The following is a 22,456-nucleotide window of genomic DNA, read 5'->3' on the forward strand; positions in this document are numbered from 1 at the left end:
CAACCACTATGCTAAGGTCACGCCTCTGCTCAATTTCCCAAAACCAGACGGACCCAGCCCGATGATCAAGTTGTTGCTTACCTTTCTTTTCGCGTTGGCTTTTACCGGCACCCTGAAGGCCCAGCAAAACCTCGGCCCGGACGAGCCCCTGACCGAGGAGGACCTGGAGGAAAGCATCGAGACCCTCGACGAGCCCATGTACACCCCGTTTGTTGAACTCTATCTGCTGGAGGAAACCAAGGCCCTGCGCAAGGAGATGCAGAGCACCCGTGCCGAGCTGATTGAAAAGGTGGTGGACAAGGAACTCTCCGTGGCCGACAAGACCATGTCCTATGCCACCGACACGGTCACCTACTTCTTCTACCTGATTGCCGGCGCCACCTCCATTCTGGTGGTGATCGGCTGGAACTCGATCCGGGACATGCGCAACCAGCTCACCAGTCTCGCCGAGAAGCGGGTGAACGAGCTCGTAGTGGAGTATGAAAGGCGCCTGGAGTTCATCGAAGAACAGCTGAAACAGAAATCCGACATCATTCATCAGAACCAGGCGGAGATCGAGCGCACCAACGAGGTGCATTCACTCTGGCTCAAGGCCAGCCAGGAGACCTCCCAGCAGAACAAGATTGCCGCCTACGACCAGATCCTGGACCTGCGCCCGGATGACGTCGAGGCACTGAGCTACAAGGCCGACGCCGTGCTCGAGATGCAGGAGCCCCTGTGGGCCATCAGCCTTTGCCAGCGGGCACTGAAACTGGCACCGGACAACGGCCATGCGCACTATCAGCTGGCATGCGCCTATGCGGAGATCGGCCGCTGGGACGACGCGGTCAGCACCCTGAAGAAAGCTATTGAAATTTCCGAAGCATACCGCGACGATGCTTCGGTAGACGTGAGTTTTGACCAGCTGCGCGACCATGAGAGCTTCCGGGCACTGGTCACCCAGGATGAAGAAGACGGCACGGACGCCTAGCGCCGCTCAGAGCGGCACAGGTATTGCCTTGAAAAAGCTGCCCGTGTTCCGGAGCAACCGCCAGAGGGCCCTGCTTGACAACAGCAGAGCTGTGATGTTTGTTTAACTCTCTGAAAACACAAGAATAACCCTGAACCATAACAGGACAGAATCAATGAGAACTTCAGTGAAAAAACTCGTTACCGCCGTCAGCACTTCCGTAGCCCTGATGGGCGCAGGTCACGCCGCCGCCGAGATCCAGATCGGTATCGCCGGCCCCATGACCGGCCCCGTTGCCCAGTATGGCGACATGCAGTTTTCCGGCGCCCGCATGGCGATTGAACAGATCAACGCCAATGGCGGTGTTATGGGCGAAGAGCTCGTTGCCGTTGAATACGACGACGTCTGCGATCCCAAGCAGGCGGTAACCGTAGCCAACAGCCTGGTGAACGACGGTGTGCGCTTCGTGGTTGGTCACCTGTGCTCCAGCTCCACCCAGCCGGCCTCTGACATCTACGAAGACGAAGGCATCCTCATGGTGACTCCGGCCTCCACCAGCCCGGAAATCACCGAGCGTGGCTACGAGCTGGTGTTCCGCACCATCGGCCTGGACAGCATGCAGGGGCCGGTTGCGGCACGCTACATTGCCTCCCAGAGCCCTGAGCGCGTCGCCATCGTGCACGACAAGCAGCAGTACGGCGAAGGCATTGCCACCGCCGTGCGCGACACCCTGCAGAACGAAGGCATCGAGATTGCCATGTTCGAGGGCATCACTGCCGGCGACAAGGACTTCTCCTCCCTGGTCACCAAGCTCAAGCAGGCCGACGTGGACTACGTCTACTACGGTGGCTACCACCCGGAGCTGGGTCTGATCCTGCGCCAGGCGCGCCAGGCCGATCTTGACGCCAAGTTCATGGGCCCAGAGGGCGTAGGCAACAAGGACATCAACACCATCGCCGGTGAAGCCGCCGAAGGTCTGTTGGTAACCCTGCCGCCAGCGTTCGACCAGAAAGCCGAGAACCAGGCGCTGGTTAAAGCCTTCCAGGATAAGGGCGAAGATCCGTCCGGCCCGTTCGTTCTGACCTCCTACACTGCCGTTCAGCTGATTGCTGATGGTATCGAGGCCGCCGAATCCACCGATCCGTTCGAAGTTGCCGCTGCCCTGCGCGAAGGCACCTTCCAGACCCCGATCGGTACCGTGGAGTACGACAAGGCCGGCGATATGAAGTCATTCGAGTTTGTTGTGTACGAATGGCATTCAGATGGCAGCAAAACTCCGGTAAACTAAGCCCTTATCGTTAACAAACGGTAATTATGAGAGCACCTTCTCACCGCGATCCGGGAGAAGGTGTTTTTCTAGGCTCCTGTTGATCCTCCCACATTTCCGCCCCGGATATCCCGGCAGCGGGGTGTGGTAGCGGAGGGAGCAGGCTTTCGGAGTTCCATAACAATGCAAGACCTCCTGTATTTCTTCCAGCAGCTCATCAATGGGCTGACGATCGGGAGCGCCTACGCCCTGATCGCCATCGGTTACACGATGGTTTACGGCATCATCGGCATGATCAACTTTGCCCATGGTGAAATCTATATGATCGGCGCCTACACCGCGCTGATTGCCATAACCGGGCTGGCGACGCTGGGTATCGCCTGGCTGCCCCTGGTCCTGATCGTGGCACTGATCTGCGCCATACTCGTGTCCAGCTCCATGGGCTGGGCGGTTGAGCGGGTGGCCTATCGGCCGGTACGCGGGCGTCACCGCCTGATTCCGTTGATCTCCGCCATCGGCATGTCGATTTTCCTTCAGAACTACGTGCACCTGGCCCAGGGATCCCGCAACATCGGCTTCCCGGCCCTGATCAACGGTGGCTTCAATTTCGGTTCCGGCGACGGATTCCAGATGTCGCTGTCGTACATGCAGATCACCATATTCATCACCACCCTGGTCTGTATGACAGCCCTCTCCATGTTCATTTCCCGCTCCCGTACCGGTCGGGCCTGCCGGGCCGTTTCCCAGGACCTGGGCATGGCCAACCTGCTGGGCATCGACACCAACCGGATCATCTCGGCAACCTTCGTCATCGGCGCAGCCCTGGCGGCGGTGGCCGGTCTGCTGCTCGGCATGTACTACGGCTCGGTGGACCCCCTGTTCGGCTTTATTGCCGGCCTGAAGGCCTTCACGGCAGCGGTTCTTGGCGGCATCGGCAGTATCCCCGGCGCCATGCTGGGCGGTTTGATACTGGGGGTAGCGGAGAGCATGACCTCCGGCTATCTCAGCGGTGAATACAAGGACGTGATCTCATTCAGCCTGCTGATCCTGATTCTGCTGTTCAAACCCACCGGCCTGCTCGGCAAACCGGAGGTTGAAAAGATCTGATGGCTGCCAACAATCTGAGACACGCGCTCTTCTGCGCGGTTATCACACTCGTGATTTCCTACCCCATCATCGGCTTCAACCTGGAAGCCCGGGGCATCAATGTCACGCTGACCGGCGCCGATACCAGCACCATTGTGATGGTGCTGCTGGCTGCCGTCCTCGTGTTCCTGTTCCAGCTGTTCCGCGACACCATCATGGGCACCCTTGGCAACCTGCCAAACCCGCTTCCAAAGACCAAGAGCGAACCCATATCGGAGAACCGGCGGGCAAAGATCGAATCCTGGGTACTCAGTGGTCTCCTCGTGCTGGCCCTGTTCTGGCCGTTCTTCGTGTCCCGGGGCGCGGTTGACCTGGCCACCCTGGTACTGATCTACATCATGCTGGCACTGGGCCTGAACGTGGTGGTGGGCCTGGCGGGTCTGCTGGACCTTGGCTACGTGGCCTTCTACGCCGTGGGCGCCTACACCTTCGCCCTGCTGTCCCAGTACATGGGCATTTCATTCTGGTTGGCCCTGCCTATTGGCGCATTGCTGGCGGCCCTGTTTGGTCTGGTGCTGGGCTTCCCGGTATTGCGATTGCGAGGCGACTACCTGGCCATTGTCACCCTGGGCTTCGGCGAGATCATCCGGATCCTGCTGAACAACTGGACCACGCTCACCGGTGGCCCCAACGGCATCGGCGGCATTCCGGAACCCACCCTGTTCGGCATGGAGTTCGGTCGCCGCGTGAAAGAGGAAGGCAACACCTCCTTCCACGAGACCTTCGGCATTGCCTACGCTGGCGAGCACAAGGTGATTTTCCTGTACCTGATTGCCCTGGTTCTGGCGGTGTTCACTGCCCTGGTCATCCGCCGGTTCATGCGCATGCCGGTCGGCCGGGCCTGGGAAGCCCTGCGGGAAGATGAAATCGCCGCTCGCTCCCTGGGCCTGAGCCGCACCGCGGTGAAGCTGTCGGCGTTTACCATTGGCGCCTTCTTTGCCGGCTTTGCCGGAACCGTATTCGCCTCCAAACAGGGCTTTATCAGCCCGGAGTCGTTTGTCTTCCTGGAATCGGCCATCATCCTCGCGATCGTGGTGCTCGGGGGCATGGGCTCCCAGATCGGGGTTGTCCTGGCAGCCATTGCCGTGACCATCCTGCCGGAACTGGCCCGTGAGTTCTCCGAATACCGGATGCTCATCTTCGGCGCCGCCATGGTGCTGATGATGGTCTGGCGCCCGCAGGGTCTCATGCCCATGCGCCGCATCCATATCGAACTGAAAAAGCAGGAGTGACAGGCGATGCTTGAAGTACAGAATCTGTCCATGCGCTTTGGCGGCCTGCTTGCCGTAGACCAGGTGTCTCTGGACGTACAGGAACGGGAAATCGTTTCCATCATCGGCCCCAACGGGGCCGGCAAGACCACCGTGTTCAACTGCATGAGTGGTTTCTACAAACCCACGGGCGGCAAGATCCTGTTCGAGGGCCACGAAGTTCAGGGCAAACCCGATTACAAGATCTCCCGCCTGGGCATGGTGCGCACCTTCCAGCACGTGCGTCTGTTCAGCCAGATGACAGTGGTGGAGAACCTGCTGGTGGCCCAGCACCGGCACCTGAATACCAACCTCATAGCAGGGTTGCTCAAGACCCCCGATTACCGGACCCGGGAGAACAAGTCACTGGACCGCGCCGCCTATTGGCTGGAGCGGGTCGGTCTGCTGGACCTGGCCAACCGGGAGGCTGGCAACCTGGCCTACGGCCAGCAACGGCGCCTGGAAATCGCACGCTGCATGGTCACCGAACCGAAACTCCTGATGCTGGATGAGCCGGCAGCGGGCCTTAACCCGGCGGAAACCAAAGACCTCAACCAGCTGATTGTCAGCCTGAAAGAGGACTACAACGTTTCCGTAGTGCTGATTGAGCACGACATGAGCCTGGTAATGGATATTTCCGACCGCATCAACGTCATCAACCAGGGCCGCCCCCTGGCCAGTGGCACACCGGAAGAAATCCGCCAGAACGACGACGTGATCAAAGCCTATCTGGGCGAGGCCTGAGGTAAACACATGCTAGTACTTGAAGATGTCCATACCCACTACGGCAAGATCGAGGCCTTGCACGGCGTCTCCGTTGAGGTCAAAAAGGGTGAGATCGTCTCACTCATCGGTGCCAACGGCGCCGGCAAGACCACCCTGCTGATGACCGTGTGCGGCAATCCGCAGGCCAGTTCCGGGCGCATTTTCCTAGAAGGCCGGGAGATTACCAGTGAACCCACCGCGCAGATCATGCGCTCCGGCATTTCCATCGTACCGGAGGGCCGCCGGATCTTTTCCGGCCTGACGGTTGAAGAAAACCTCCACATGGGGGGTTTCTTCAACACCAAGGTGGAGATTCGCAAGAGCATTGAGCACGTCTACGACCTGTTCCCCCGCCTCAAGGAGCGTGAACACCAGCGTGCGGGCACCATGTCGGGTGGCGAACAGCAGATGCTGGCCATTGGCCGGGCCCTGATGAGCAAGCCCCGCATGATCATCCTGGACGAGCCTTCCCTGGGGTTGGCGCCGCTGGTGATCAAGCAGATTTTCGAAATCATCGGCCAGCTCCGGGACGAGGGCATCACCGTGTTCCTGGTTGAGCAGAACGCACACCAGGCGCTGAACCTCGCCGACCGGGGCTATGTTCTGGAAACCGGGAAGATCCGGCTGCACGACACCGGCAAGAACCTGCTTGCCAACCCCGACGTGCAGAACGCCTACCTGGGCGGCTAGGCTCATTAGCACATTAGTGCGAAGGGAAATAGCCGGTACATGGCGACATGTTCCGGCTTTTTTCTTGGAAAAATCAAATACTCACCCAGTTTTCGCCTTGCACCGGCAGGATATCAACTATACTCAGGACAACGGTCATCCTGTCTCCACAAAGACCAGTCAGGGCCGTTCTCACCATGACGGCTTCATCGTGGCTGCATGGTGTTTTGCGACGACAGCTACAAACCACAGAAAGGAGTGGATAATGAAAAAACTGATCGCAGGTGCAATTCTTCTGGGTGCTTCCTCCATGGCCTTTGCTCAGCCTGGCTGTGGCGTAGGCGCCATGATCTGGAAAGGACAGTCCGGTATTGCCCCCCACGTTCTGGCTGCAACCACCAACGGTACCTTTGGTAACCAGACCTTTGGCATGACCACAGGCACCCTCGGCTGCCAGACTAACCAGGCCGTCCAGTCCATGGCCATGTACATGGACAGCAACATCGACAAGGTCGCCCGCGACATGTCCCGCGGTTCCGGTGAAAACCTGGACACCCTGGCCGTGCTGCTGGGTGTTGACGAAGCGGACCGCGACACCTTCCGTAAGGTGCTGCAGGACAACTTCGCTGCCATTTTCCCGAGTTCTGAAACCACCTCAGGCGAAGCGGTTGACGCCATTGTCGCCCTGCTGGAGAAGAACGAATCACTCAGCAAATACGTAGCGGCCTGATACAGGAAAACTGAAAGGATGCGCTCATGCGCCAGGGACGGCGCATCGCTCCACCCCCGACACCGTTCAACCCCCGGATGCAGCACATTTCATGGGCAACATGCTTCGCATTGGGCCGGTCCTGATCTGGCTCGCAGTCAGCCTGCCAACCCAGGCGACACCCGCCGATCTAAACAACGAACTCCACCTTGATCCGGCCTGGCTGACGCTGGTTCACTATCAGCCCGACGCCTTCGGCGACGGCTACACCAGCCAGGCGGACGATCCGGACTTTTTCCTGAGCGACCAGGGCAAGCACTCGCCGAAAGCCGAACTGCAGGCAACCCTGACCGCCGTCCGCCAGCCCGGCGGCGGCGACAACCATGCCCGCTGCCGGTTTCCTGCCAGGACCCAGTGGCTCCAGCAGAAGCTGAACCTGTCGCTCCCCGACATCCGCTGCCCTGGCTACCAGGAGTGGTCGGACACGCTGAACACCGAAACCGTCACCCTTGTGTTTGCGGCGTCCTACCTGAACAGCCCATCGTCGATGTTTGGCCACACATTCCTGCGCCTGGATCCACCCCAGGAGGATGAGGAGACCAACCTGCTGTTGGCCAACACCATCTCTTATGCCGCCGACGCCGCCGCCCACGACAGCGAGATCCTGTTTGCCTACAAGGGCATCTTTGGCGGCTATCCGGGCATCACTACCATCCAGCCCTATTACGAGAAAATCCGGCTTTATTCAGACATCGAACATCGGGATCTCTGGGAGTACAAGCTGAACCTGACCCAGAGCGAAGTGGACATGATGATTGCCCACGCCTGGGAAATCCGTGACCGTAACTTCGATTACTATTTCTTCGACGAAAACTGCGCCTATCGCCTGCTGGCCCTGATCGACATTGCCCGGCCGGGCACAGACCTTCTGAGCGAAGTGAACACTCACGCCATACCCTCTGACACGGTACGCTGGGTGGTGGATCGCAACCTGGTAAGCGAGGTTTATTATCGCCCCTCGGCAGCCACCTCTGTGGCCTACAGCCTCGACACCCTGCCCGACGGTCACCAGACCCTCGCCGCCGCCATTGCCAACGGGTATGTGGCCGCCGACGCCCCGGAGGTCCGTTCGTTGCCCCCAGGGGAACGCGCCCACGTTCTGGATGCCACCTACGACTACGTGCGCTACAAGAGCGAAGCTGACGGCTGGCCCCGGGAGATCGCCGCCCCACTCTCCCATGACCTGCTTCGGGAGCGCAGCCGGATCAACGGCGTTGCCCCACCGGAAGCCCCCCCCGAACCGGCCGTTCGGGATGATCAGGGCCACCACACCTTTCGTCTGAGCCTGGGCGCCGGGCAGCTGGCGCACCGGGAATTTACCCAGCTCACCGTGCGCCCCGCTTACCACGACGTGCTGGACCCACCGGCCGGGTACCGCAGTGGTGCCCAGCTGCAGTTCCTCAGAGTGGATGCCCGTCTTTACACGGACAACAACGAGCTGCAACTGGAACAGCTGACCGGCGTGGAAATCCGCTCCCTGAGCCCCCGCAACGCATTTTTCTCACCGCTGTCCTGGCAGGTGGGTTTCGGCGGTCGGCGAACCGATACCGGCACCGATCGGGTGCTCACCCCGTACCTTGAGGGAGGCGCCGGCGGCAGCTGGGGCCTGGGCGACCGGACCCAGGCCTTTGCCCTGGCCACCGCTGACCTGGAAATCGACGACGACCTGCGCCGCGGGTACGACGCCGCACCAGGCGCCGACATCGGCCTGCTCCACCAGAACAACCGCTTCAGCCTGCTGGCCGGCGTGAAAACCAAAGCCTGGATTGTCAGCAGCCAGCACCGCCAGGACCAGCTGTACGCCGACGCCAACTGGCATCTGGGCCGCGACTTCAGCCTGTTTGCCAGATTCACCCGGGAAGAGCACTACGACAGGTACCAGAGCCTATGGAAAGCCGGACTCCACGCCTACTTCTAAACCCCGCAGCCGGGCTCACCGGGCTCCTTTGCGCTATCCTGCTGCTGCCCGGCTGCAGCAGCCTGTTCTTCTACCCGGACCGGGCCACCTACATCACCCCGGACCGCCTGAACCTGGCTTACGAGGACATCTACCTCGACACCCCCGACGGCGAGGCCCTCCACGGCTGGTGGCTGCCCGCCGAAGCTCCGGGTAGCGAGGCTCTGGGCACCGTCTACTTCCTCCACGGCAACGCCCAGAACATCAGCAGCCATATCCTCAACGTGTCCTGGCTCCCGGACGAGGGCTACAACGTCTTCACCATCGACTACCGTGGCTACGGCCAGTCCACCGGCGACCCGGATCTCGAAGGCGCCCTGCACGATGTCGAAACCGGCCTGCGCTGGCTGGCGGAGAAATCCGAAGTGAAGAACCGGCCACTCTACATCCTCGGCCAGAGCCTCGGGGGCGGCCTGGGCATCGCCCTGGCCAGCGAATGGACCCAACGCCAGGAACAACCCCGCCTGGACGGCGTCATCCTGGACGGCACCTTCTCCGGCTTCCGCAGAATCGCCCGGGAGAAACTGGGTGAATTCTGGCTAACCTGGCCATTACAGATTCCCCTGAGCTGGACCATCCCCGACGATTACGAGGGCGTGGATCATATTCCCCGGATCAGCCCGGTGCCGGTCATGGTGATTCACAGTGTGCGGGATGGGATTATTCCGTTTCATCATGGGCAAGCCTTGTTTGAGGCCGCCAGGGAGCCCAAGGAATTCCTGCAGACGGATACGCCACACGGGGCGACGTTTGTTATTCCCGGGTATCAGAGAGATGTACTCCGTTTCATGAATGCCGAGCGATAAAGTATGGGCGGCTGCTGGGCTTTCCTTTTCAAAAGTGTTGAGGGCCAGGGACGGCCCGAAACAAGCGCACATGGATGTGCTCGTAGCGTCTTTTGAAAAGGAAAGCCCAGCAGCCGCTTCCACCAGACCCGAAAACGAAAAACCCGCCAATCCAGAGGAAAGGCGGGTTTTTATCAAGCCCGAAATCGATCAGGCAGAGAAATCGGTCGGCTGATCGCCTTCCTTGATTTCCTTCATGGACAGCTTAACGCGACCACGATTGTCCACATCCAGCACCTTCACCAGAACCTCCTGACCTTCGCTCAGCTCGTCAGTCACGTTCTCGATGCGGCGATCAGAGATCTGGGAAATGTGTACCAGACCGTCCTTGCCCGGCAGGATGTTGACGAAGGCACCAAAGTCCACGATGCGCTCGACGCGGCCCTTGTAGATGGCGCCAACTTCGATCTCCGCAGTGATCTCCTTCACCCGGTTCACCGCCGCCTGGGCAGATTCCTGGTTGTCGGCGTAGATCTTCACATTGCCGTCGTCGTCCAGATCGATGGAGGCACCGGTCTCGTCGCAAATGGCACGGATGGTGGAACCGCCCTTGCCGATCACGTCGCGGATCTTCTCCGGGTTGATCTTGATGGTGGTGATGCTCGGAGCACGGGCCGACAGCTCGGCGCGCGGCTCGGAGATAACCTTGTTCATCTCGCCCAGGATGTGCAGACGGGCTTCATGGGCCTGCTCCAGGGCGATTTCCATGATCTCGTCGGTGATACCGTTGATCTTGATGTCCATCTGCAGGGCAGTAACGCCCTCTTTGGTACCGGCAACCTTGAAGTCCATGTCGCCCAGGTGATCTTCGTCACCCAGGATGTCGGTCAGAACCGCGAACTTGTCGCCTTCCTTAACCAGACCCATGGCAATACCGGCCACCGGCGCCTTGATGGGCACGCCGGCGTCCATCAGTGCCAGGCTGGAGCCACACACGGAAGCCATGGAGCTGGAACCGTTGGATTCAGTGATCTCGGACACCGCACGGATGGCGTACGGGAACTCTTCCAGGGTGGGCATAACCGCTAGCACACCACGCTTGGCCAGACGACCGTGGCCCACTTCGCGACGACCCGGGGAACCAACGCGTCCAGCTTCACCAACCGAGTACGGAGGGAAGTTGTAGTGGAACAGGAACGGGTCTTTGCGCTCACCTTCCAGGGCGTCAATGATCTGCACGTCCCGGGAGGTACCCAGGGTGGTGGTCACGATGGCCTGGGTTTCGCCACGGGTAAACAGGGCGGAACCGTGAACGCTCGGCAGGACACCCACTTCGATCTCGATCGGACGCACGGTCTTGTTGTCCCGGCCGTCGATCCGGGGCTTGCCATCAATCACCTGCTGGCGAACCACGCTCTTCTCGATCTTGCCGAAGTACTTCTTGACCTCGTCTTCGGAAGGCTGGCCTTCCTCTTCGCCGGCCAGCTTCTCAACAGCCGCGGCTTTCACTTCGCCCAGACGCTCGTAACGGGCCATCTTGTCACGGATGCCATAGGCCTCCTCAATGGCACCGGCGAACTCCGCCTTGATGGCATTCAGCAGCTCGGTGTTCTCCGGCTCTGGCTGCCAGTCCCAACGCGGCTTGCCGATTTTAGCGGCAAATTCCTTGATCGCGGTAACCGCGGTCTGCATTTCCTGGTGACCGTACAGTACGGCGCCCAGCATCTGGTCTTCGGTCAGGCCTTTGGCCTCGGACTCAACCATCAGTACCGCATCTTCGGTACCGGCAACCACCATGTCCAGCAGGGAAGTTTCGAGCTCTTCGAAGGTCGGGTTCAGGAAGTAACCGCGCTCGTTGGTGTAACCGACACGGGACGCGCCGATGGGACCATCGAACGGAATGCCGGAGATGGCCAGCGCCGCAGAGGCGGCCAGCATGGCGGCAATGTCCGGATCCTGGTTCTTGCTGGAGGACATGACCGTAGTGATCACCTGGACTTCGTTCATGAAGCCGTTCGGGAACAGCGGACGAATCGGACGGTCGATCAGGCGGGAGGTCAGGGTTTCCTTTTCGGAAGGACGACCTTCGCGCTTGAAGAAGCCACCCGGGATCTTGCCCACGGCGTAAGTCTTCTCGAAGTAGTTAACGGTCAGCGGGAAGAACGGCTGGCCCGGCTTGGCTTCCTTGGCGCCAACCACAGTACCGAGCACCGAAATATCATCAACGGTCACCAGTACCGAACCGGTAGCCTGGCGCGCAATACGGCCGGTTTCCAGCGTAACGGTCTTGCCGCCGAGCTCGAACGATTTCTTGAAAGGTTTCAGATCCACAACAAACTCCTGGTTTCTCTTTTCCAGATTGATTGATTCCTCCGGCCCATGCCGGCAGAACCGATAGGCTGCAGAGAACGTGCTGTGATCCGAAAGCCAACCCGTCTGAAAGCTAACAGGCTGTTGCAAAACCCCGGTCTGAAGGGCGGCAGTCCAGAGGCCGCCGGGCCCGGGTTTTTCAACAACCTGCTATCAAGTTCGGCTTTCCGTTACGACAGGGAACCCTTCGGTATCACGGATCATTCAACTGCAGTGTGAGACAAGCACAACGGGCAGATCCGGCGTCCGGATCTGCCCGTTGACGGCTTCCACTGGCTACGCCGGCGAAGCCCTCAGGTCGCGAAGACCCGGATCAGCGACGCAGACCCAGACGCTGGATCAGTTCCAGGTAACGGTCGGCGTTCTTGCGCTTGAGGTAGTCCAGCAGCTTACGACGCTGGTTAACCATCCGGATCAGGCCGCGGCGGGAATGGTGATCCTGCTTGTTGGCCTTGAAGTGATCCTGCAGCTTGTTGATGTTGGCGCTCAGCAGTGCCACCTGAACTTCAGGGGAACCGGTATCGCCGTCACCTTGCTGAAAATCCTTTACGATCTGTGCTTTCTCATTGGCAGACAGTGCCATAACTCACCTCATAGTTTGCGATGCTTTCGAATACAGCCGAACCGCGCATCTCTACAGCCCGGCTAGACAACGGAGCGGCTAGCGCCTTCCGCTGCTCTTCACCAGTCGGCGAGGGACCAGTTTGGTCTGCTCACCGTCCGGGAAAGCTTCTGCCAGCCCCACGAAGCTACCGTTCGCGCTCTCCTGTGCGTAGAGCCGAACGAAGCCATCATAGGCCTGACCTGGTATTCTAACCGGTTGTCCGTTCAATATCGATACCAGCGCCGGCCCCGCCAGAGCGTGCTCGGGGAACATGGACAGCGCAGCATCGGGCGCCACCAGCAGGCCATCGAGACTCTCGCCCCGCTCCCGCATGGCCTCCAGCTGCTCTACAGGGTGAGCGTTGGCGAGGGTAAACCCGGAGGCCATGGTCCGGCGCAGTGCCGTCACATGGGCACCGCAGCCCAGGGCTTCGCCGATATCCTCAACCAGTGAGCGAATGTACGTACCCTTGGTACAGCTCACGGCGATATCCAGCTCGTTCTCGCGAACATCCAGCAGTGTCAGCTCATAGATGGTCACGGGCCGCGCCGGACGCTCGACTTCGATACCCTCGCGGGCATACTCGTAGAGTGGTCGCCCCTGGTACTTGAGGGCGGAATACATGGAGGGCACCTGCTGGATGTCGCCGCGAAAGCGGTCCAGCACCGGCTCCAGCGTTTCAGCGGTGAGGCCTGCGGGCACCGGCTTTTCAGCCACCACCGCACCTTCGCTGTCACCGGTTTCGGTGCGGACACCCAGTTTCGCGGTGGCAATATACGCCTTGTCGCTGTCGAGCATCATCTGGGAAAACTTGGTGGCCTCCCCGAAACACAGCGGCAGCACCCCGGTGGCCAGCGGATCAAGGGCACCGGTGTGGCCGGCCTTGGCGGCGCCGAACAGGCGCTTGACCTGCTGCAGGATGCCATTGGAGGTGACACCCTGGGGCTTGTCGATCACCAGAATCCCGTTGACGTCACGGCCCTTGCGTCTGCGACTCAAGCGTTACGCTCCGGATCATTCTGGTTGTCGGTGTCATCGTCATCGCGATCCACCGCCGGCTTCTCACCAACGGCCTCGCGAATCAGGCTGTCCATCTTCCGGCTGTAGCCCTGAAGCGTGTCGAAGTGGAACCGCAGGTGCGGCACCACCCGGAGCTTCATGGCACGGCCGACCTGGCCACGCAGGAAACCGGACGCCTTGTTGAGAACGCTGATCGATTCCTTCACCTCCGGTGAGTCTTCGGTCAGCTCCTCGGTAGACAACAGGGAAACGTAGATGTCCGCGTAGCCAAGGTCACGACTGACCTTGACCGCGTTCACCGTGACCATGCCCACCCGCGGGTCTTTCACTTCCCGCTGGATGAGCTGGGCCAGTTCCCGTTGCATCTGATCGCCGATGCGATCAATACGACTGAACTCTCTTGGCATCAGGCTACCTTTAACCTTGGCTGTATCAAGCGCCGGTGGACTCGAGCTTGCGCTCGACCCGCACGCGATCGAACACCTCGATCTGGTCGCCGACCTTCACGTCGTAGCCTTTCACACCGATACCGCATTCCATACCGTTGCGGACTTCGGCAACGTCATCCTTGAAGCGACGCAGGGATTCCAGCTCGCCCTCAAAGATCACCACGTTGTCTCGCAGAACGCGAATCGGCTTGTTACGGTACACGGTACCTTCCACCACCATACAGCCGGCCACCTGGCCAAACTTGGGTGAGCGGAAGACGTCGCGAACGTCGGCAATACCAACGATGTCCTCGCGGAACTCCGGTGCCAGCATGCCGGTCAGGGCGGCCTTCACATCATCAATCAGGTTATAGATGATGCTGTAGTAGCGCAGATCCAGGCCTTCCTGTTCCACCAGCTTCTTGGCTGCGGTATCGGCACGTACGTTGAAGCCGAAAATAACGGCATTGGTAGCCATGGCCAGACTGACATCGGTCTCGGCAATACCGCCAACACCGGAAGACACGATCTTGACCTGGACTTCGTCGTTGCCGAGGTCCTGCAGAGCCTTGGTGATGGCTTCAAGGGAACCACGAACGTCGGTCTTCAGAACCACATTGAGGGTCTTGACCTCGTCCTTGCCCATGTTTTCGAACAGGTTCTCAAGCTTGGCAGCCTGCTGGCGCTGCAGGCGCTGCTCGCGCTCGCGGCTCTGGCGGAATTCGGCCAGCTCTTTGGCCTTCTTCTCGTCGGCCACGGCGAAGAACTCGTCGCCGGCGTCCGGCGTACCGTTGAGGCCGAGAATCTCAACCGGAATCGACGGGCCAGCTTCCTTCACCTGTTTGCCGGCTTCATCGGTCATGGCCCGGACCTTACCAAAGTAGGAACCCGCTACCACCATGTCGCCCTGGCGCAGGGTACCGTTCTGAACCAGCACGGTCGCCACGGAACCACGGCCGCGCTCCAGGCTGGACTCGACCACCACGCCTTTGGCAGGTGCATCGGCCGCCGCCTCGAGCTCCAGGACCTCTGCCTGCAGCAGAACCGCCTCGAGCAGATCATCAATGCCCTGGCCGGTGTGTGCGGAAACCGGTACGAACTGCACGTCGCCGCCCCAGTCTTCCGGGATGACTTCCATGCCGGCCAACTCGGTTTTCACGCGATCAGGATCAGCCTCTTCCTTGTCCATCTTGTTGATGGCAACAACGATGGGCACACCTGCGGACCGGGCGTGGTCAACGGCTTCCTTGGTCTGGGGCATCACACCGTCATCGGCGGCCACCACCAGGATTACAATGTCGGTACACTGGGCACCGCGGGCACGCATGGCGGTAAAGGCCGCGTGGCCAGGGGTATCCAGGAAGGACACCATGCCGTGATCGGTTTCCACATGATAGGCACCGATGTGCTGGGTAATACCGCCGGATTCGCCAGAGGCAACCTTGGTGCGACGAATGTAGTCCAGCAGCGAGGTTTTACCATGGTCAACGTGACCCATCACGCTCACCACCGGCGCCCGCTTGGTCTTCTCACCGCCCTCGAAGGAGAGCTCGCTCAGAACCTCTTCCTCGAACGCATCTTCACTGACCGTCTTGGCCTTGTGGCCCAGTTCCTCGGTGACCAGCACCGCGGTTTCCTGGTCCAGGGGCTGGTTGATGGTGGTCATGACGCCCATGCCCATCAGGGTCTTGATAACGTCCGCCGCCTTGACGGCCATACGCTGGGCCAGATCACCGACGGTAATCGTTTCCGGAATCTCTACTTCTCTGACCATTGGTTTGGTCGGCCTCTCGAAGCCATGACGCTTCTCTTTGGGTTTCTTTTTCGCACGCAGCGGTTTTCTGAGCGTGGTCTCTTCTTCGTCTTCCGAGATCACCATCGGCTCTTCAACCGGGCGACTGCGAGGACCACGATGGCCAGCCTGCTTCTTCTTCGGCTTGCCCTCCTCGATTTCGTCGCCGCGCTCGCGAACTTTTTCTTTCTTCTTCTTCGGCTTACGGTCCTTGCCTTCGCCGTCAGGCGGCGGTATCGGCATATCCTCCGGCGCAGGCACGGGCTCTGGCTCCGGCTCTGCCGCTTTCTTCGGCTCGGCCTTGTCCGCCGGCTTCTCGGCAGCCGCTTCCTGGGCCTTGGTCTCGTCGGCCTCCGGCGCTTGCGCTTCCGGCTGCTGTGGTGTCTCGGCTGCGACCTTTGGCGCTTCCTCGGCAGGCGCCTGCTCGGGCTGCGGCGCTGCGGCCGCTTCTTCCGGCTTGGGCGCTTCCGCTTCCGGCTGCAGTTCCGCCCGCTTGATATAGGTGCGGCGCTTGCGAACCTCTACGTTAACGGTCTTGGCCTTGCCAGCCTTGAGCGTCGTGGTGGTCTTGCGCTTCAGGGTAATCTTGCGCGGCTCGGCATCAGCCTCACCGTGGGTTTTTCTCAAATAGGCCAGCAACTGCTGCTTCTCATCGCTGGACACAGAGTCATTCTCGGAGCGGGCCTTCAGGCCGGCTTCCACGATCTGCTTCAGCAAACGATCCACGGGAGCGCCTACATCTTCGGCCAGTTGTTTTACCGTTACTTCAGCCATACTGGTCCTCCTCCCGAATTAAGCCTGGTCTTCAAACCAGGGGGCACGTGCGGTCATGATCAACTGACCGGCACGCTCTTCATCCATACCTTCAATCTCGAGCAGGTCGTCAACCGACTGCTCTGCCAGATCTTCCATGGTGCGCACGCCCATGCCGGCCAGCTTGAAGGCCAGGCCACGGTCCATGCCGTCCATACCCAGAAGATCGTCTGCCGGCTCGGCGCCTTCCAGCGCTTCCTCACTGGCCAGAGCCTGGTTCAGCAGAACGTCCTTGGCGCGGCGACGCAGTTCGGTGACGGTTTCCTCATCAAAGCCGTCAATCGCCAGCATTTCTTCCATGGGTACGTAGGCCACCTCTTCAATGGAGGTGAAGCCTTCTTCAATCAACACACCGGCGAACTCCTCGTCCACGTCGAGGTTGCTGGTGAAGTGTTCAACCAGTTGGTTGTACTCCTGCTCCTGACGCTCGCCGGCTTCTTCCTCGGTCATCACGTTCAGGGTCCAGCCGGTCAGGTCGGTGGCCAGCCGCACGTTCTGCCCGTTACGGCCGATGGCCTGGGCCAGGTTGTCTTCCGCCACGGCCACTTCCATGGTATGCCGGTCTTCGTCCATCACGATCGACGCCACTTCCGCCGGTGCCATGGCGTTAATCACCAGCTGGGCCGGATTGTCATCCCACAGCACAATATCAACACGCTCACCACCGAGCTCATTGGAGACGGCCTGGACGCGCGAACCACGCATACCAACACAGGCACCCACCGGATCGATCCGGCGATCATTGGTCTTGACCGCAATCTTGGCCCGTGAGCCGGGATCCCGCGCGGCACCGCGGATTTCGATCAGTTCTTCTGCAATTTCGGGCACTTCGATACGGAACAGCTCGATCAGCATCTGCGGCGCCGTCCGGCTGAGGATCAGCTGCGGGCCACGGTGATCGGTACGGATCTCCAGCAGCAGCGAGCGCACCCGGTCACCCATGCGGAAGGTTTCCCGCGGGATCAGGTGCTCCCGGGGCAACAGCGCCTCGGCGTTGGCACCCAGGTCGACAATCACGTTGTCGCGGGTGACTTTCTTGACGGTACCGGACACCAGCTCGCCCACGCGGTCGCGGTAGCTGTCAACGATCTTGCTGCGCTCGGCTTCACGGACTTTCTGGAAGATGATCTGCTTGGCGGCCTGGGCGCCAATCCGGCCAAAGGCTTCAGACTCGATCTTCTCCTCGTGGATATCACCAGGCTTCAGGGCCGGATCAATCTCTTCCGCCTCCTGCAGCGTGAGCTCCGTGCCCAGGGCCGGAACCGCGTCATTATCGACGACCAGCCAACGACGGAAGGTTTCGTACTCGCCAGTCTTCCGATCAATGGCAACCCGGATATCGGCTTCTTCGTCTTCGAAACGTTTCTTGGCAGCGGTGGCCAGTGCCAGCTCGATCGCCTCGAAAATCACATCCTTCTCGACGCCTTTCTCGTTCGAGACGGATTCAACCACCAGCAAGATCTCTTTACTCATTGGATTGCCCTGCCCTTAAATTCAACTGTGCGTCCACGGACTTGTTCAAATCGTTCATTCAAATACCGGCACAATGTGCGCTTTTTCGATGCTGTCGAACGGCAGCAGATACTCGTGGTCATCCACAACCACTACTACCTCGTCACCTTCAACGCCTTTGATCAGGCCCTGAAACTTCCGCCGGCCCTCAAAGGCCATGCGCAGACGGATTTGCACCTGGTGACCGACAAAGGCCTGGTATTGCTCAAGACGAAACAGCGGGCGATCCATCCCCGGGGATGAGACCTCGAGCGTGTATTCGGTCTGGATGGGATCTTCCACATCCATCACACCGCTGATCTGACGACTGACTTTCTCGCAGTCGTCGATACCGATGCCGTTTTCGGCATCGTCGATAAACACCCGCAACAGGGAATGATGGCCCTGCGACCGGAATTCAATGCCCCAGAACTCATACCCCAGACCGTCTACAACGGGCTGAAGGATGTCTTCCAGTTGCTTAAGCTTGGCTGACAAGTTTCGCCATCTCCGTTATCTGTTCTACCGACCCCAAAAACAAAAAAAGGGCTGTTTTATCAGCCCTTTTTATGCACCAGGGCCCTTTGCGCCAGGCCCCTTAATCAAAAAGCCCCGATCAGTGGGGCCTTTTGTTGCAAGAACTCGCAGGAAGCCTTCCGATACATCGCTTCCCGCTGACAGACACCTGGCCTGCCAGAAACCTGCCACTGAACAACCAATCCGGCAGGTCCCAATATCCGCCGGAGTATAGAGACGCCAGGCAGACTGGTCAAGGACTGACCAAAAAAAACGGCCTGGGAAATCCAAGCCGTTTTTCTGAATATGGTGCCCGGGGCCGGACTCGAACCGGCACGGCTTTCGCCACTACCCCCTCAAGATAGCGTGTCTACCAGTTTCACCACCCGGGCAACATTCTTACTCGAGTTCGGGAAGATCAGACTCCCCGCCCTCGGACTCGCTGGCGGCGTCGCCACCACTGGCAGCGCCTTCGGACGGAGCCGCCGGAGCGGACTCCTGAACCACCGGGATACCGGCCTCACCGGCCACCTCGGCGCGCTGCTTGGCAAAAATCGCCAGCGTAAAACTTGTCACGAAAAACACCACAGCAAGCAGCGTGGTGACACGGGTCAGGAAGCTGCCACTACCCTGACTACCAAAAACTGTCTGGGACGCGCCGCCACCAAACGCCGCACCGGCATCGGCACCCTTGCCCTGCTGGATCAGCACCAGACCCACCAGCGCCACCGCGATGACCACGTGCAAAACGACTACCAGCGTTTCTACCCAATCCATAACGACTCTCGCGAACCTTTAAATTCAGTGACCCGCAGGAACACTACGGCAGATACTTACAAAATCTTCCGCTACCAGTGACGCTCCGCCGATCAAACCGCCGTCGATATCCGGCTCGGCAAAAAGAGCGGCAGCATTATCCGCTTTTACACTGCCCCCGTAAAGGAGGGAAATGTCTTCAGCCGGCGCACCCATGTCGGCGAGCACTTTGCGGATGGCAGCGTGCATTGCCTGGGCATCGCCCGCGGTGGCGGTCTTGCCGGTGCCGATGGCCCAGACCGGCTCATAGGCCACGACGACGCGCTCCCACTGGGTTGACTCTACATCAGCCAGGGCCTTGCGAACCTGAGCCGCAACGACGGCTTCGGCATCACCTGCATCCCGCTCTTCCAGGGTTTCGCCAACACACACCATGGCGAACAAACCACAGGCGAGAATACGCTCCACCTTGCGGGCAACCACGTCGTCCGTTTCGCCGAAGAGCTGGCGACGCTCCGAGTGACCGGCCAGAACATACTGGCATCCCAGATCGGCCGCCATTTCAGCGGAAACTTCCCCGGTGTAGGCCCCGGAAGACCACTGGGACACATTCTGCACGCCAACTTTCAGATCGGCAGCTGCCAGGGACGCCACATCTGCGACGTAAAGCGCGGGAGGAATAATAACAACCTCAACGCCATTAGCAAGAGAACCGGCCTCAGATCGAACATCGCCGACCAGAGACTTTGCCAGGTCCTTCGACCCGTTCATTTTCCAGTTTCCGGCTACGATCCTGCGACGCATAACAATTCCCATACCCGAGGGAGGGCGAACTATACAGCACTCCCTCCCGGCAGACAACCGCCTGAAAACACAAAGTCAGGGACTGGAATTCTCCACCACCCGGGCCAGTTCCTCGACCACCCTGCGGATCTGGTCAGCGTCCTGACCCTCGGCCATAACCCGGATCAGGGGCTCGGTTCCCGAGGCCCTCAGCAGAATACGGCCGGCGCCACCCAGCTCGTCTTCGGCGCGGCGAACCGCGGCCACGATTTCTTCGCGACTGAACGGATCGAACCGCTGCCCTACCCGGACGTTGATCATGGTCTGGGGCAGCTTGCTCATGCCCTGGCGAATCTCCGCAAGGCTTTTGCCGGAGCGGCGAACGGCCAGCAGTACCTGGAGTGCCGAAACAATGCCGTCACCGGTCGTGGTGCAATCCCGGATCACCATATGCCCGGAACCTTCACCGCCCAACACCCAGTTATTGGCCAGCAGGCGCTCCATGACATAGCGATCACCCACTTTCGCCCGCTCGAATTCGATGCCGATTTCCTTCAGGGCCAGCTCAACACCCAGGTTGGTCATCAGGGTACCGACCACCCCGCCTTTGAGGCGATCCTCTGCGAAGCGTTGGGAGGCAATCACATACAGCAGTTCGTCACCGTCCACTTCGGTGCCGTCGCGATCCACCATGAGCACGCGGTCGCCATCGCCATCAAAGGCGATGCCCAGGTCGGCGCCTTTTTCCAGAACCGCGGCCTTGAGGGAACCCAGGTGAGTCGAGCCGACATTCAGATTGATGTTCAGGCCGTCAGGCTCTGCCCCGATCACTGACACCTTCGCACCCAGCTCACGGAAGACCTTGGGGGCAACGTGATAGGTGGCGCCATGGGCGCAGTCCAGCACAATCCTCATGCCATCCAGCGTGAACTCGTTGGGCACGGTGCTCTTGCAGAACTCCACATAGCGACCCGGCGCATCATCCACCCGGGAGGCCTTGCCAAGTTCTGCCGGCTCACAGACCTCGATGGGCTGATCCAGCCAGCGCTCGATTTCCGCTTCCAGGGCATCGTCCAGCTTGGTGCCGGCGGGCGAGAAGAACTTGATGCCATTATCTTCATGGGGGTTGTGGGAGGCACTGATGACAATACCGGCAGACGCCCGAAAGGTCCGGGTGAGATACGCGATAGCGGGGGTCGGCATGGGCCCGAGGAGCTTGACATCCACCCCGGCTGCGGACAGCCCTGCCTCGAGCGCGGACTCGAACATATAACCGGAAAGGCGGGTGTCCTTGCCGATCAGCACGCTGTTGCGCTGGCCATCGCGCTTGAACGCCTGGCCTGCAGCCCAGCCAAGCTTCAACATGAACTCCGGAGTAATCGGAAACTCGCCGACGCGCCCGCGAATACCATCCGTGCCAAAGTATTTTCTCTCGGACATCAATCTGCCTCCTTCATGGCCGCCACAACCCGGACGGCATCTACCGTTTCCCTGACATCGTGCACGCGAATAATGCTGGCACCCTTCATGGCGGCTATTGTCGCGGCCGCAAGGCTGGCGGGCAACCTTTCGTGCACTTCCCGTCCGGTAATATGGCCCAACATGGACTTCCTGGACATGCCAACCAACAGCGGATGGCCGAGGATCTGCAGCTGCTCCAGGGATGCCAGCAGCTTGAGGTTATGAGCCAGACTCTTGCCAAACCCGAACCCCGGATCAAGCACGATGTTTTCCGGGCGCACACCTGCCTGCTCGGCCACCCGCATACGCTCGGTCAGGAACGCGCTCACCTCCCGGCGGACATTCCGGTAGGCGGGGCGATCCTGCATGGTATCGGGCTCGCCCTGAATGTGCATGATACAGACGGGGATATCCGCGCGGGCGGCGGCCTCTGGAGCGCCTTCACGCTGCAGGGCGCGAACGTCGTTGATCAGCCCGGCACCCAGTTTTGCCGTTTCGGTCATAACCTCCGGAGCACTGGTGTCCACCGAGACGACCGCATCCAGCTCCCGGACCACGGCCTCTACCACCGGGCACACCCGGTCCAGTTCCTCCTGAACCGATACCGGCGTGGCGCCCGGCCGTGTCGATTCGCCACCAATATCGATGAAGCCTGCCCCGTCGGACACCATTTGCCGGGCCCGCTCAAGCGCCAGATCCGGCCGGTTGAAGCGGCCGCCGTCGGAGAACGAATCCGGGGTGACGTTCAATACGCCCATAACATGGCACAGCGACATATCCAGTTCACGACCGGCAAAATTCATCTTCATGGCAATACTTTTCCCTCTGACAAAAACAAACGCCGCCCGGAATCCGGGCGGCGCCA

At 60.2% G+C, this 22,456-nt stretch carries 21 protein-coding genes and 1 tRNA gene; 10 read left to right on the plus strand and 12 right to left on the minus strand.

Annotation, left to right across the window (positions count from 1 at the left end):
* Nucleotides 1-61: 61 nt before the first annotated feature.
* The 10 genes from ACFC20_RS08530 (at nt 62) to ACFC20_RS08575 (ending at nt 9,792) form a co-directional block, all read left to right on the plus strand.
* The gene (locus tag ACFC20_RS08530; protein ID WP_375183218.1) at nt 62-970 is read left to right on the plus strand and encodes a tetratricopeptide repeat protein; all 909 of its coding nucleotides are present in this window, start codon (nt 62-64) and stop codon (nt 968-970) included.
* Nucleotides 971-1,124: 154 nt separating this feature from the next.
* Nucleotides 1,125-2,237 carry a branched-chain amino acid ABC transporter substrate-binding protein gene (locus ACFC20_RS08535; protein ID WP_091987865.1) on the plus strand — a complete coding sequence of 371 codons (1,113 nt, stop codon included), beginning with the start codon at nt 1,125-1,127 and terminating at the stop codon, nt 2,235-2,237.
* Nucleotides 2,238-2,399: 162 nt separating this feature from the next.
* Nucleotides 2,400-3,323: a high-affinity branched-chain amino acid ABC transporter permease LivH gene (gene livH, locus ACFC20_RS08540; protein WP_375183219.1), complete on the plus strand. Its 924-nt coding sequence runs from the start codon at nt 2,400-2,402 to the stop codon at nt 3,321-3,323.
* The gene (locus ACFC20_RS08545; protein WP_375192632.1) at nt 3,323-4,594 is read left to right on the plus strand and encodes a high-affinity branched-chain amino acid ABC transporter permease LivM; all 1,272 of its coding nucleotides are present in this window, start codon (nt 3,323-3,325) and stop codon (nt 4,592-4,594) included. Before livH ends, ACFC20_RS08545 begins: the two co-directional genes overlap by 1 nt.
* 6 nt (nt 4,595-4,600) lie before the next feature.
* On the plus strand, nt 4,601-5,356 hold the full coding sequence (gene livG / locus ACFC20_RS08550) for a high-affinity branched-chain amino acid ABC transporter ATP-binding protein LivG (RefSeq protein WP_375192633.1): 756 nt from the start codon (nt 4,601-4,603) through the stop codon (nt 5,354-5,356).
* 9 nt (nt 5,357-5,365) lie between these two features.
* Nucleotides 5,366-6,067 carry an ABC transporter ATP-binding protein gene (locus ACFC20_RS08555; protein ID WP_375192634.1) on the plus strand — a complete coding sequence of 234 codons (702 nt, stop codon included), beginning with the start codon at nt 5,366-5,368 and terminating at the stop codon, nt 6,065-6,067.
* Nucleotides 6,068-6,311: 244 nt separating this feature from the next.
* Nucleotides 6,312-6,776 (plus strand): DUF3015 domain-containing protein, encoded by a 465-nt coding sequence (locus ACFC20_RS08560; RefSeq protein WP_375192635.1) that lies wholly within the window; start codon nt 6,312-6,314, stop codon nt 6,774-6,776.
* A gap of 91 nt (nt 6,777-6,867) precedes the next feature.
* Nucleotides 6,868-8,733 (plus strand): DUF4105 domain-containing protein, encoded by a 1,866-nt coding sequence (locus ACFC20_RS08565; protein ID WP_375192636.1) that lies wholly within the window; start codon nt 6,868-6,870, stop codon nt 8,731-8,733.
* Complete coding sequence (locus ACFC20_RS08570) at nt 8,703-9,578, plus strand: alpha/beta hydrolase (protein WP_375192637.1); 876 nt, start codon at nt 8,703-8,705, stop codon at nt 9,576-9,578. Before ACFC20_RS08565 ends, ACFC20_RS08570 begins: the two co-directional genes overlap by 31 nt.
* The gene (locus tag ACFC20_RS08575; RefSeq protein WP_375192638.1) at nt 9,565-9,792 is read left to right on the plus strand and encodes a hypothetical protein; all 228 of its coding nucleotides are present in this window, start codon (nt 9,565-9,567) and stop codon (nt 9,790-9,792) included. The genes ACFC20_RS08570 and ACFC20_RS08575 overlap by 14 nt, the downstream gene beginning before the upstream one ends.
* Here the strand turns inward: ACFC20_RS08575 and pnp are convergent.
* From pnp to folP, 12 genes are all read right to left on the minus strand, one after another.
* A complete protein-coding gene (gene pnp, locus ACFC20_RS08580) occupies nt 9,768-11,882 on the minus strand; it encodes a polyribonucleotide nucleotidyltransferase (protein ID WP_375192678.1) in 2,115 nt (704 codons plus the stop codon). The two genes, ACFC20_RS08575 and pnp, sit on opposite strands and share 25 nt — an antisense overlap.
* A 358-nt stretch (nt 11,883-12,240) precedes the next feature.
* On the minus strand, nt 12,241-12,510 hold the full coding sequence (gene rpsO / locus ACFC20_RS08585; RefSeq protein ID WP_008171539.1) for a 30S ribosomal protein S15: 270 nt from the start codon (nt 12,508-12,510) through the stop codon (nt 12,241-12,243).
* Nucleotides 12,511-12,588: 78 nt separating this feature from the next.
* Entirely contained in the window at nt 12,589-13,530 is a 942-nt protein-coding gene (gene truB, locus ACFC20_RS08590; protein ID WP_375192639.1) for a tRNA pseudouridine(55) synthase TruB, read from the minus strand.
* Entirely contained in the window at nt 13,527-13,958 is a 432-nt protein-coding gene (rbfA, locus tag ACFC20_RS08595) for a 30S ribosome-binding factor RbfA (protein ID WP_375192640.1), read from the minus strand. The genes truB and rbfA overlap by 4 nt, the downstream gene beginning before the upstream one ends.
* A 25-nt stretch (nt 13,959-13,983) precedes the next feature.
* Nucleotides 13,984-16,545, minus strand: coding sequence for a translation initiation factor IF-2 (gene infB / locus ACFC20_RS08600; protein WP_375192641.1), 2,562 nt, complete (start codon nt 16,543-16,545; stop codon nt 13,984-13,986).
* 18 nt (nt 16,546-16,563) lie between these two features.
* On the minus strand, nt 16,564-18,057 hold the full coding sequence (gene nusA / locus ACFC20_RS08605) for a transcription termination factor NusA (protein WP_375192642.1): 1,494 nt from the start codon (nt 18,055-18,057) through the stop codon (nt 16,564-16,566).
* A 54-nt stretch (nt 18,058-18,111) separates the two neighbouring features.
* Entirely contained in the window at nt 18,112-18,573 is a 462-nt protein-coding gene (gene rimP, locus ACFC20_RS08610; RefSeq protein ID WP_375192643.1) for a ribosome maturation factor RimP, read from the minus strand.
* Between the two features lie 325 nt (nt 18,574-18,898).
* Nucleotides 18,899-18,983, minus strand: a tRNA-Leu gene (locus ACFC20_RS08615).
* A gap of 7 nt (nt 18,984-18,990) precedes the next feature.
* Nucleotides 18,991-19,368 (minus strand): preprotein translocase subunit SecG, encoded by a 378-nt coding sequence (secG, locus tag ACFC20_RS08620; protein WP_091987900.1) that lies wholly within the window; start codon nt 19,366-19,368, stop codon nt 18,991-18,993.
* 24 nt (nt 19,369-19,392) lie between these two features.
* Nucleotides 19,393-20,151, minus strand: coding sequence for a triose-phosphate isomerase (gene tpiA, locus ACFC20_RS08625; RefSeq protein WP_375192644.1), 759 nt, complete (start codon nt 20,149-20,151; stop codon nt 19,393-19,395).
* A 75-nt stretch (nt 20,152-20,226) separates the two neighbouring features.
* Entirely contained in the window at nt 20,227-21,570 is a 1,344-nt protein-coding gene (gene glmM, locus ACFC20_RS08630; RefSeq protein ID WP_375192645.1) for a phosphoglucosamine mutase, read from the minus strand.
* Nucleotides 21,570-22,400 (minus strand): dihydropteroate synthase, encoded by an 831-nt coding sequence (gene folP, locus ACFC20_RS08635; protein WP_375192646.1) that lies wholly within the window; start codon nt 22,398-22,400, stop codon nt 21,570-21,572. Before folP ends, glmM begins: the two co-directional genes overlap by 1 nt.
* Between the last annotated feature and the right edge of the window lie 56 nt (nt 22,401-22,456).

This window comes from Marinobacter sp., from assembly GCF_041984545.1.
Classification (GTDB): domain Bacteria; phylum Pseudomonadota; class Gammaproteobacteria; order Pseudomonadales; family Oleiphilaceae; genus Marinobacter.

What these genes read in the sequence shown, in the direction of transcription:
- ACFC20_RS08530 (WP_375183218.1), top strand. Translation starts at nt 62, where the DNA reads ATGATCAAGTTGTTGCTTACCTTTCTTTTCGCGTTGGCTTTTACCGGC.
- ACFC20_RS08570 (WP_375192637.1), top strand. Translation starts at nt 8,703, where the DNA reads ATGGAAAGCCGGACTCCACGCCTACTTCTAAACCCCGCAGCCGGGCTC.
- ACFC20_RS08545 (WP_375192632.1), top strand. Translation starts at nt 3,323, where the DNA reads ATGGCTGCCAACAATCTGAGACACGCGCTCTTCTGCGCGGTTATCACA.
- glmM (WP_375192645.1), bottom strand. Translation starts at nt 21,570, where the DNA reads ATGTCCGAGAGAAAATACTTTGGCACGGATGGTATTCGCGGGCGCGTC.
- folP (WP_375192646.1), bottom strand. Translation starts at nt 22,400, where the DNA reads ATGAAGATGAATTTTGCCGGTCGTGAACTGGATATGTCGCTGTGCCAT.
- rbfA (WP_375192640.1), bottom strand. Translation starts at nt 13,958, where the DNA reads ATGCCAAGAGAGTTCAGTCGTATTGATCGCATCGGCGATCAGATGCAA.
- ACFC20_RS08535 (WP_091987865.1), top strand. Translation starts at nt 1,125, where the DNA reads ATGAGAACTTCAGTGAAAAAACTCGTTACCGCCGTCAGCACTTCCGTA.
- ACFC20_RS08560 (WP_375192635.1), top strand. Translation starts at nt 6,312, where the DNA reads ATGAAAAAACTGATCGCAGGTGCAATTCTTCTGGGTGCTTCCTCCATG.
- rpsO (WP_008171539.1), bottom strand. Translation starts at nt 12,510, where the DNA reads ATGGCACTGTCTGCCAATGAGAAAGCACAGATCGTAAAGGATTTTCAG.
- livH (WP_375183219.1), top strand. Translation starts at nt 2,400, where the DNA reads ATGCAAGACCTCCTGTATTTCTTCCAGCAGCTCATCAATGGGCTGACG.
- secG (WP_091987900.1), bottom strand. Translation starts at nt 19,368, where the DNA reads ATGGATTGGGTAGAAACGCTGGTAGTCGTTTTGCACGTGGTCATCGCG.
- ACFC20_RS08555 (WP_375192634.1), top strand. Translation starts at nt 5,366, where the DNA reads ATGCTAGTACTTGAAGATGTCCATACCCACTACGGCAAGATCGAGGCC.
- ACFC20_RS08575 (WP_375192638.1), top strand. Translation starts at nt 9,565, where the DNA reads ATGCCGAGCGATAAAGTATGGGCGGCTGCTGGGCTTTCCTTTTCAAAA.
- tpiA (WP_375192644.1), bottom strand. Translation starts at nt 20,151, where the DNA reads ATGCGTCGCAGGATCGTAGCCGGAAACTGGAAAATGAACGGGTCGAAG.
- ACFC20_RS08565 (WP_375192636.1), top strand. Translation starts at nt 6,868, where the DNA reads ATGGGCAACATGCTTCGCATTGGGCCGGTCCTGATCTGGCTCGCAGTC.
- livG (WP_375192633.1), top strand. Translation starts at nt 4,601, where the DNA reads ATGCTTGAAGTACAGAATCTGTCCATGCGCTTTGGCGGCCTGCTTGCC.
- infB (WP_375192641.1), bottom strand. Translation starts at nt 16,545, where the DNA reads ATGGCTGAAGTAACGGTAAAACAACTGGCCGAAGATGTAGGCGCTCCC.
- nusA (WP_375192642.1), bottom strand. Translation starts at nt 18,057, where the DNA reads ATGAGTAAAGAGATCTTGCTGGTGGTTGAATCCGTCTCGAACGAGAAA.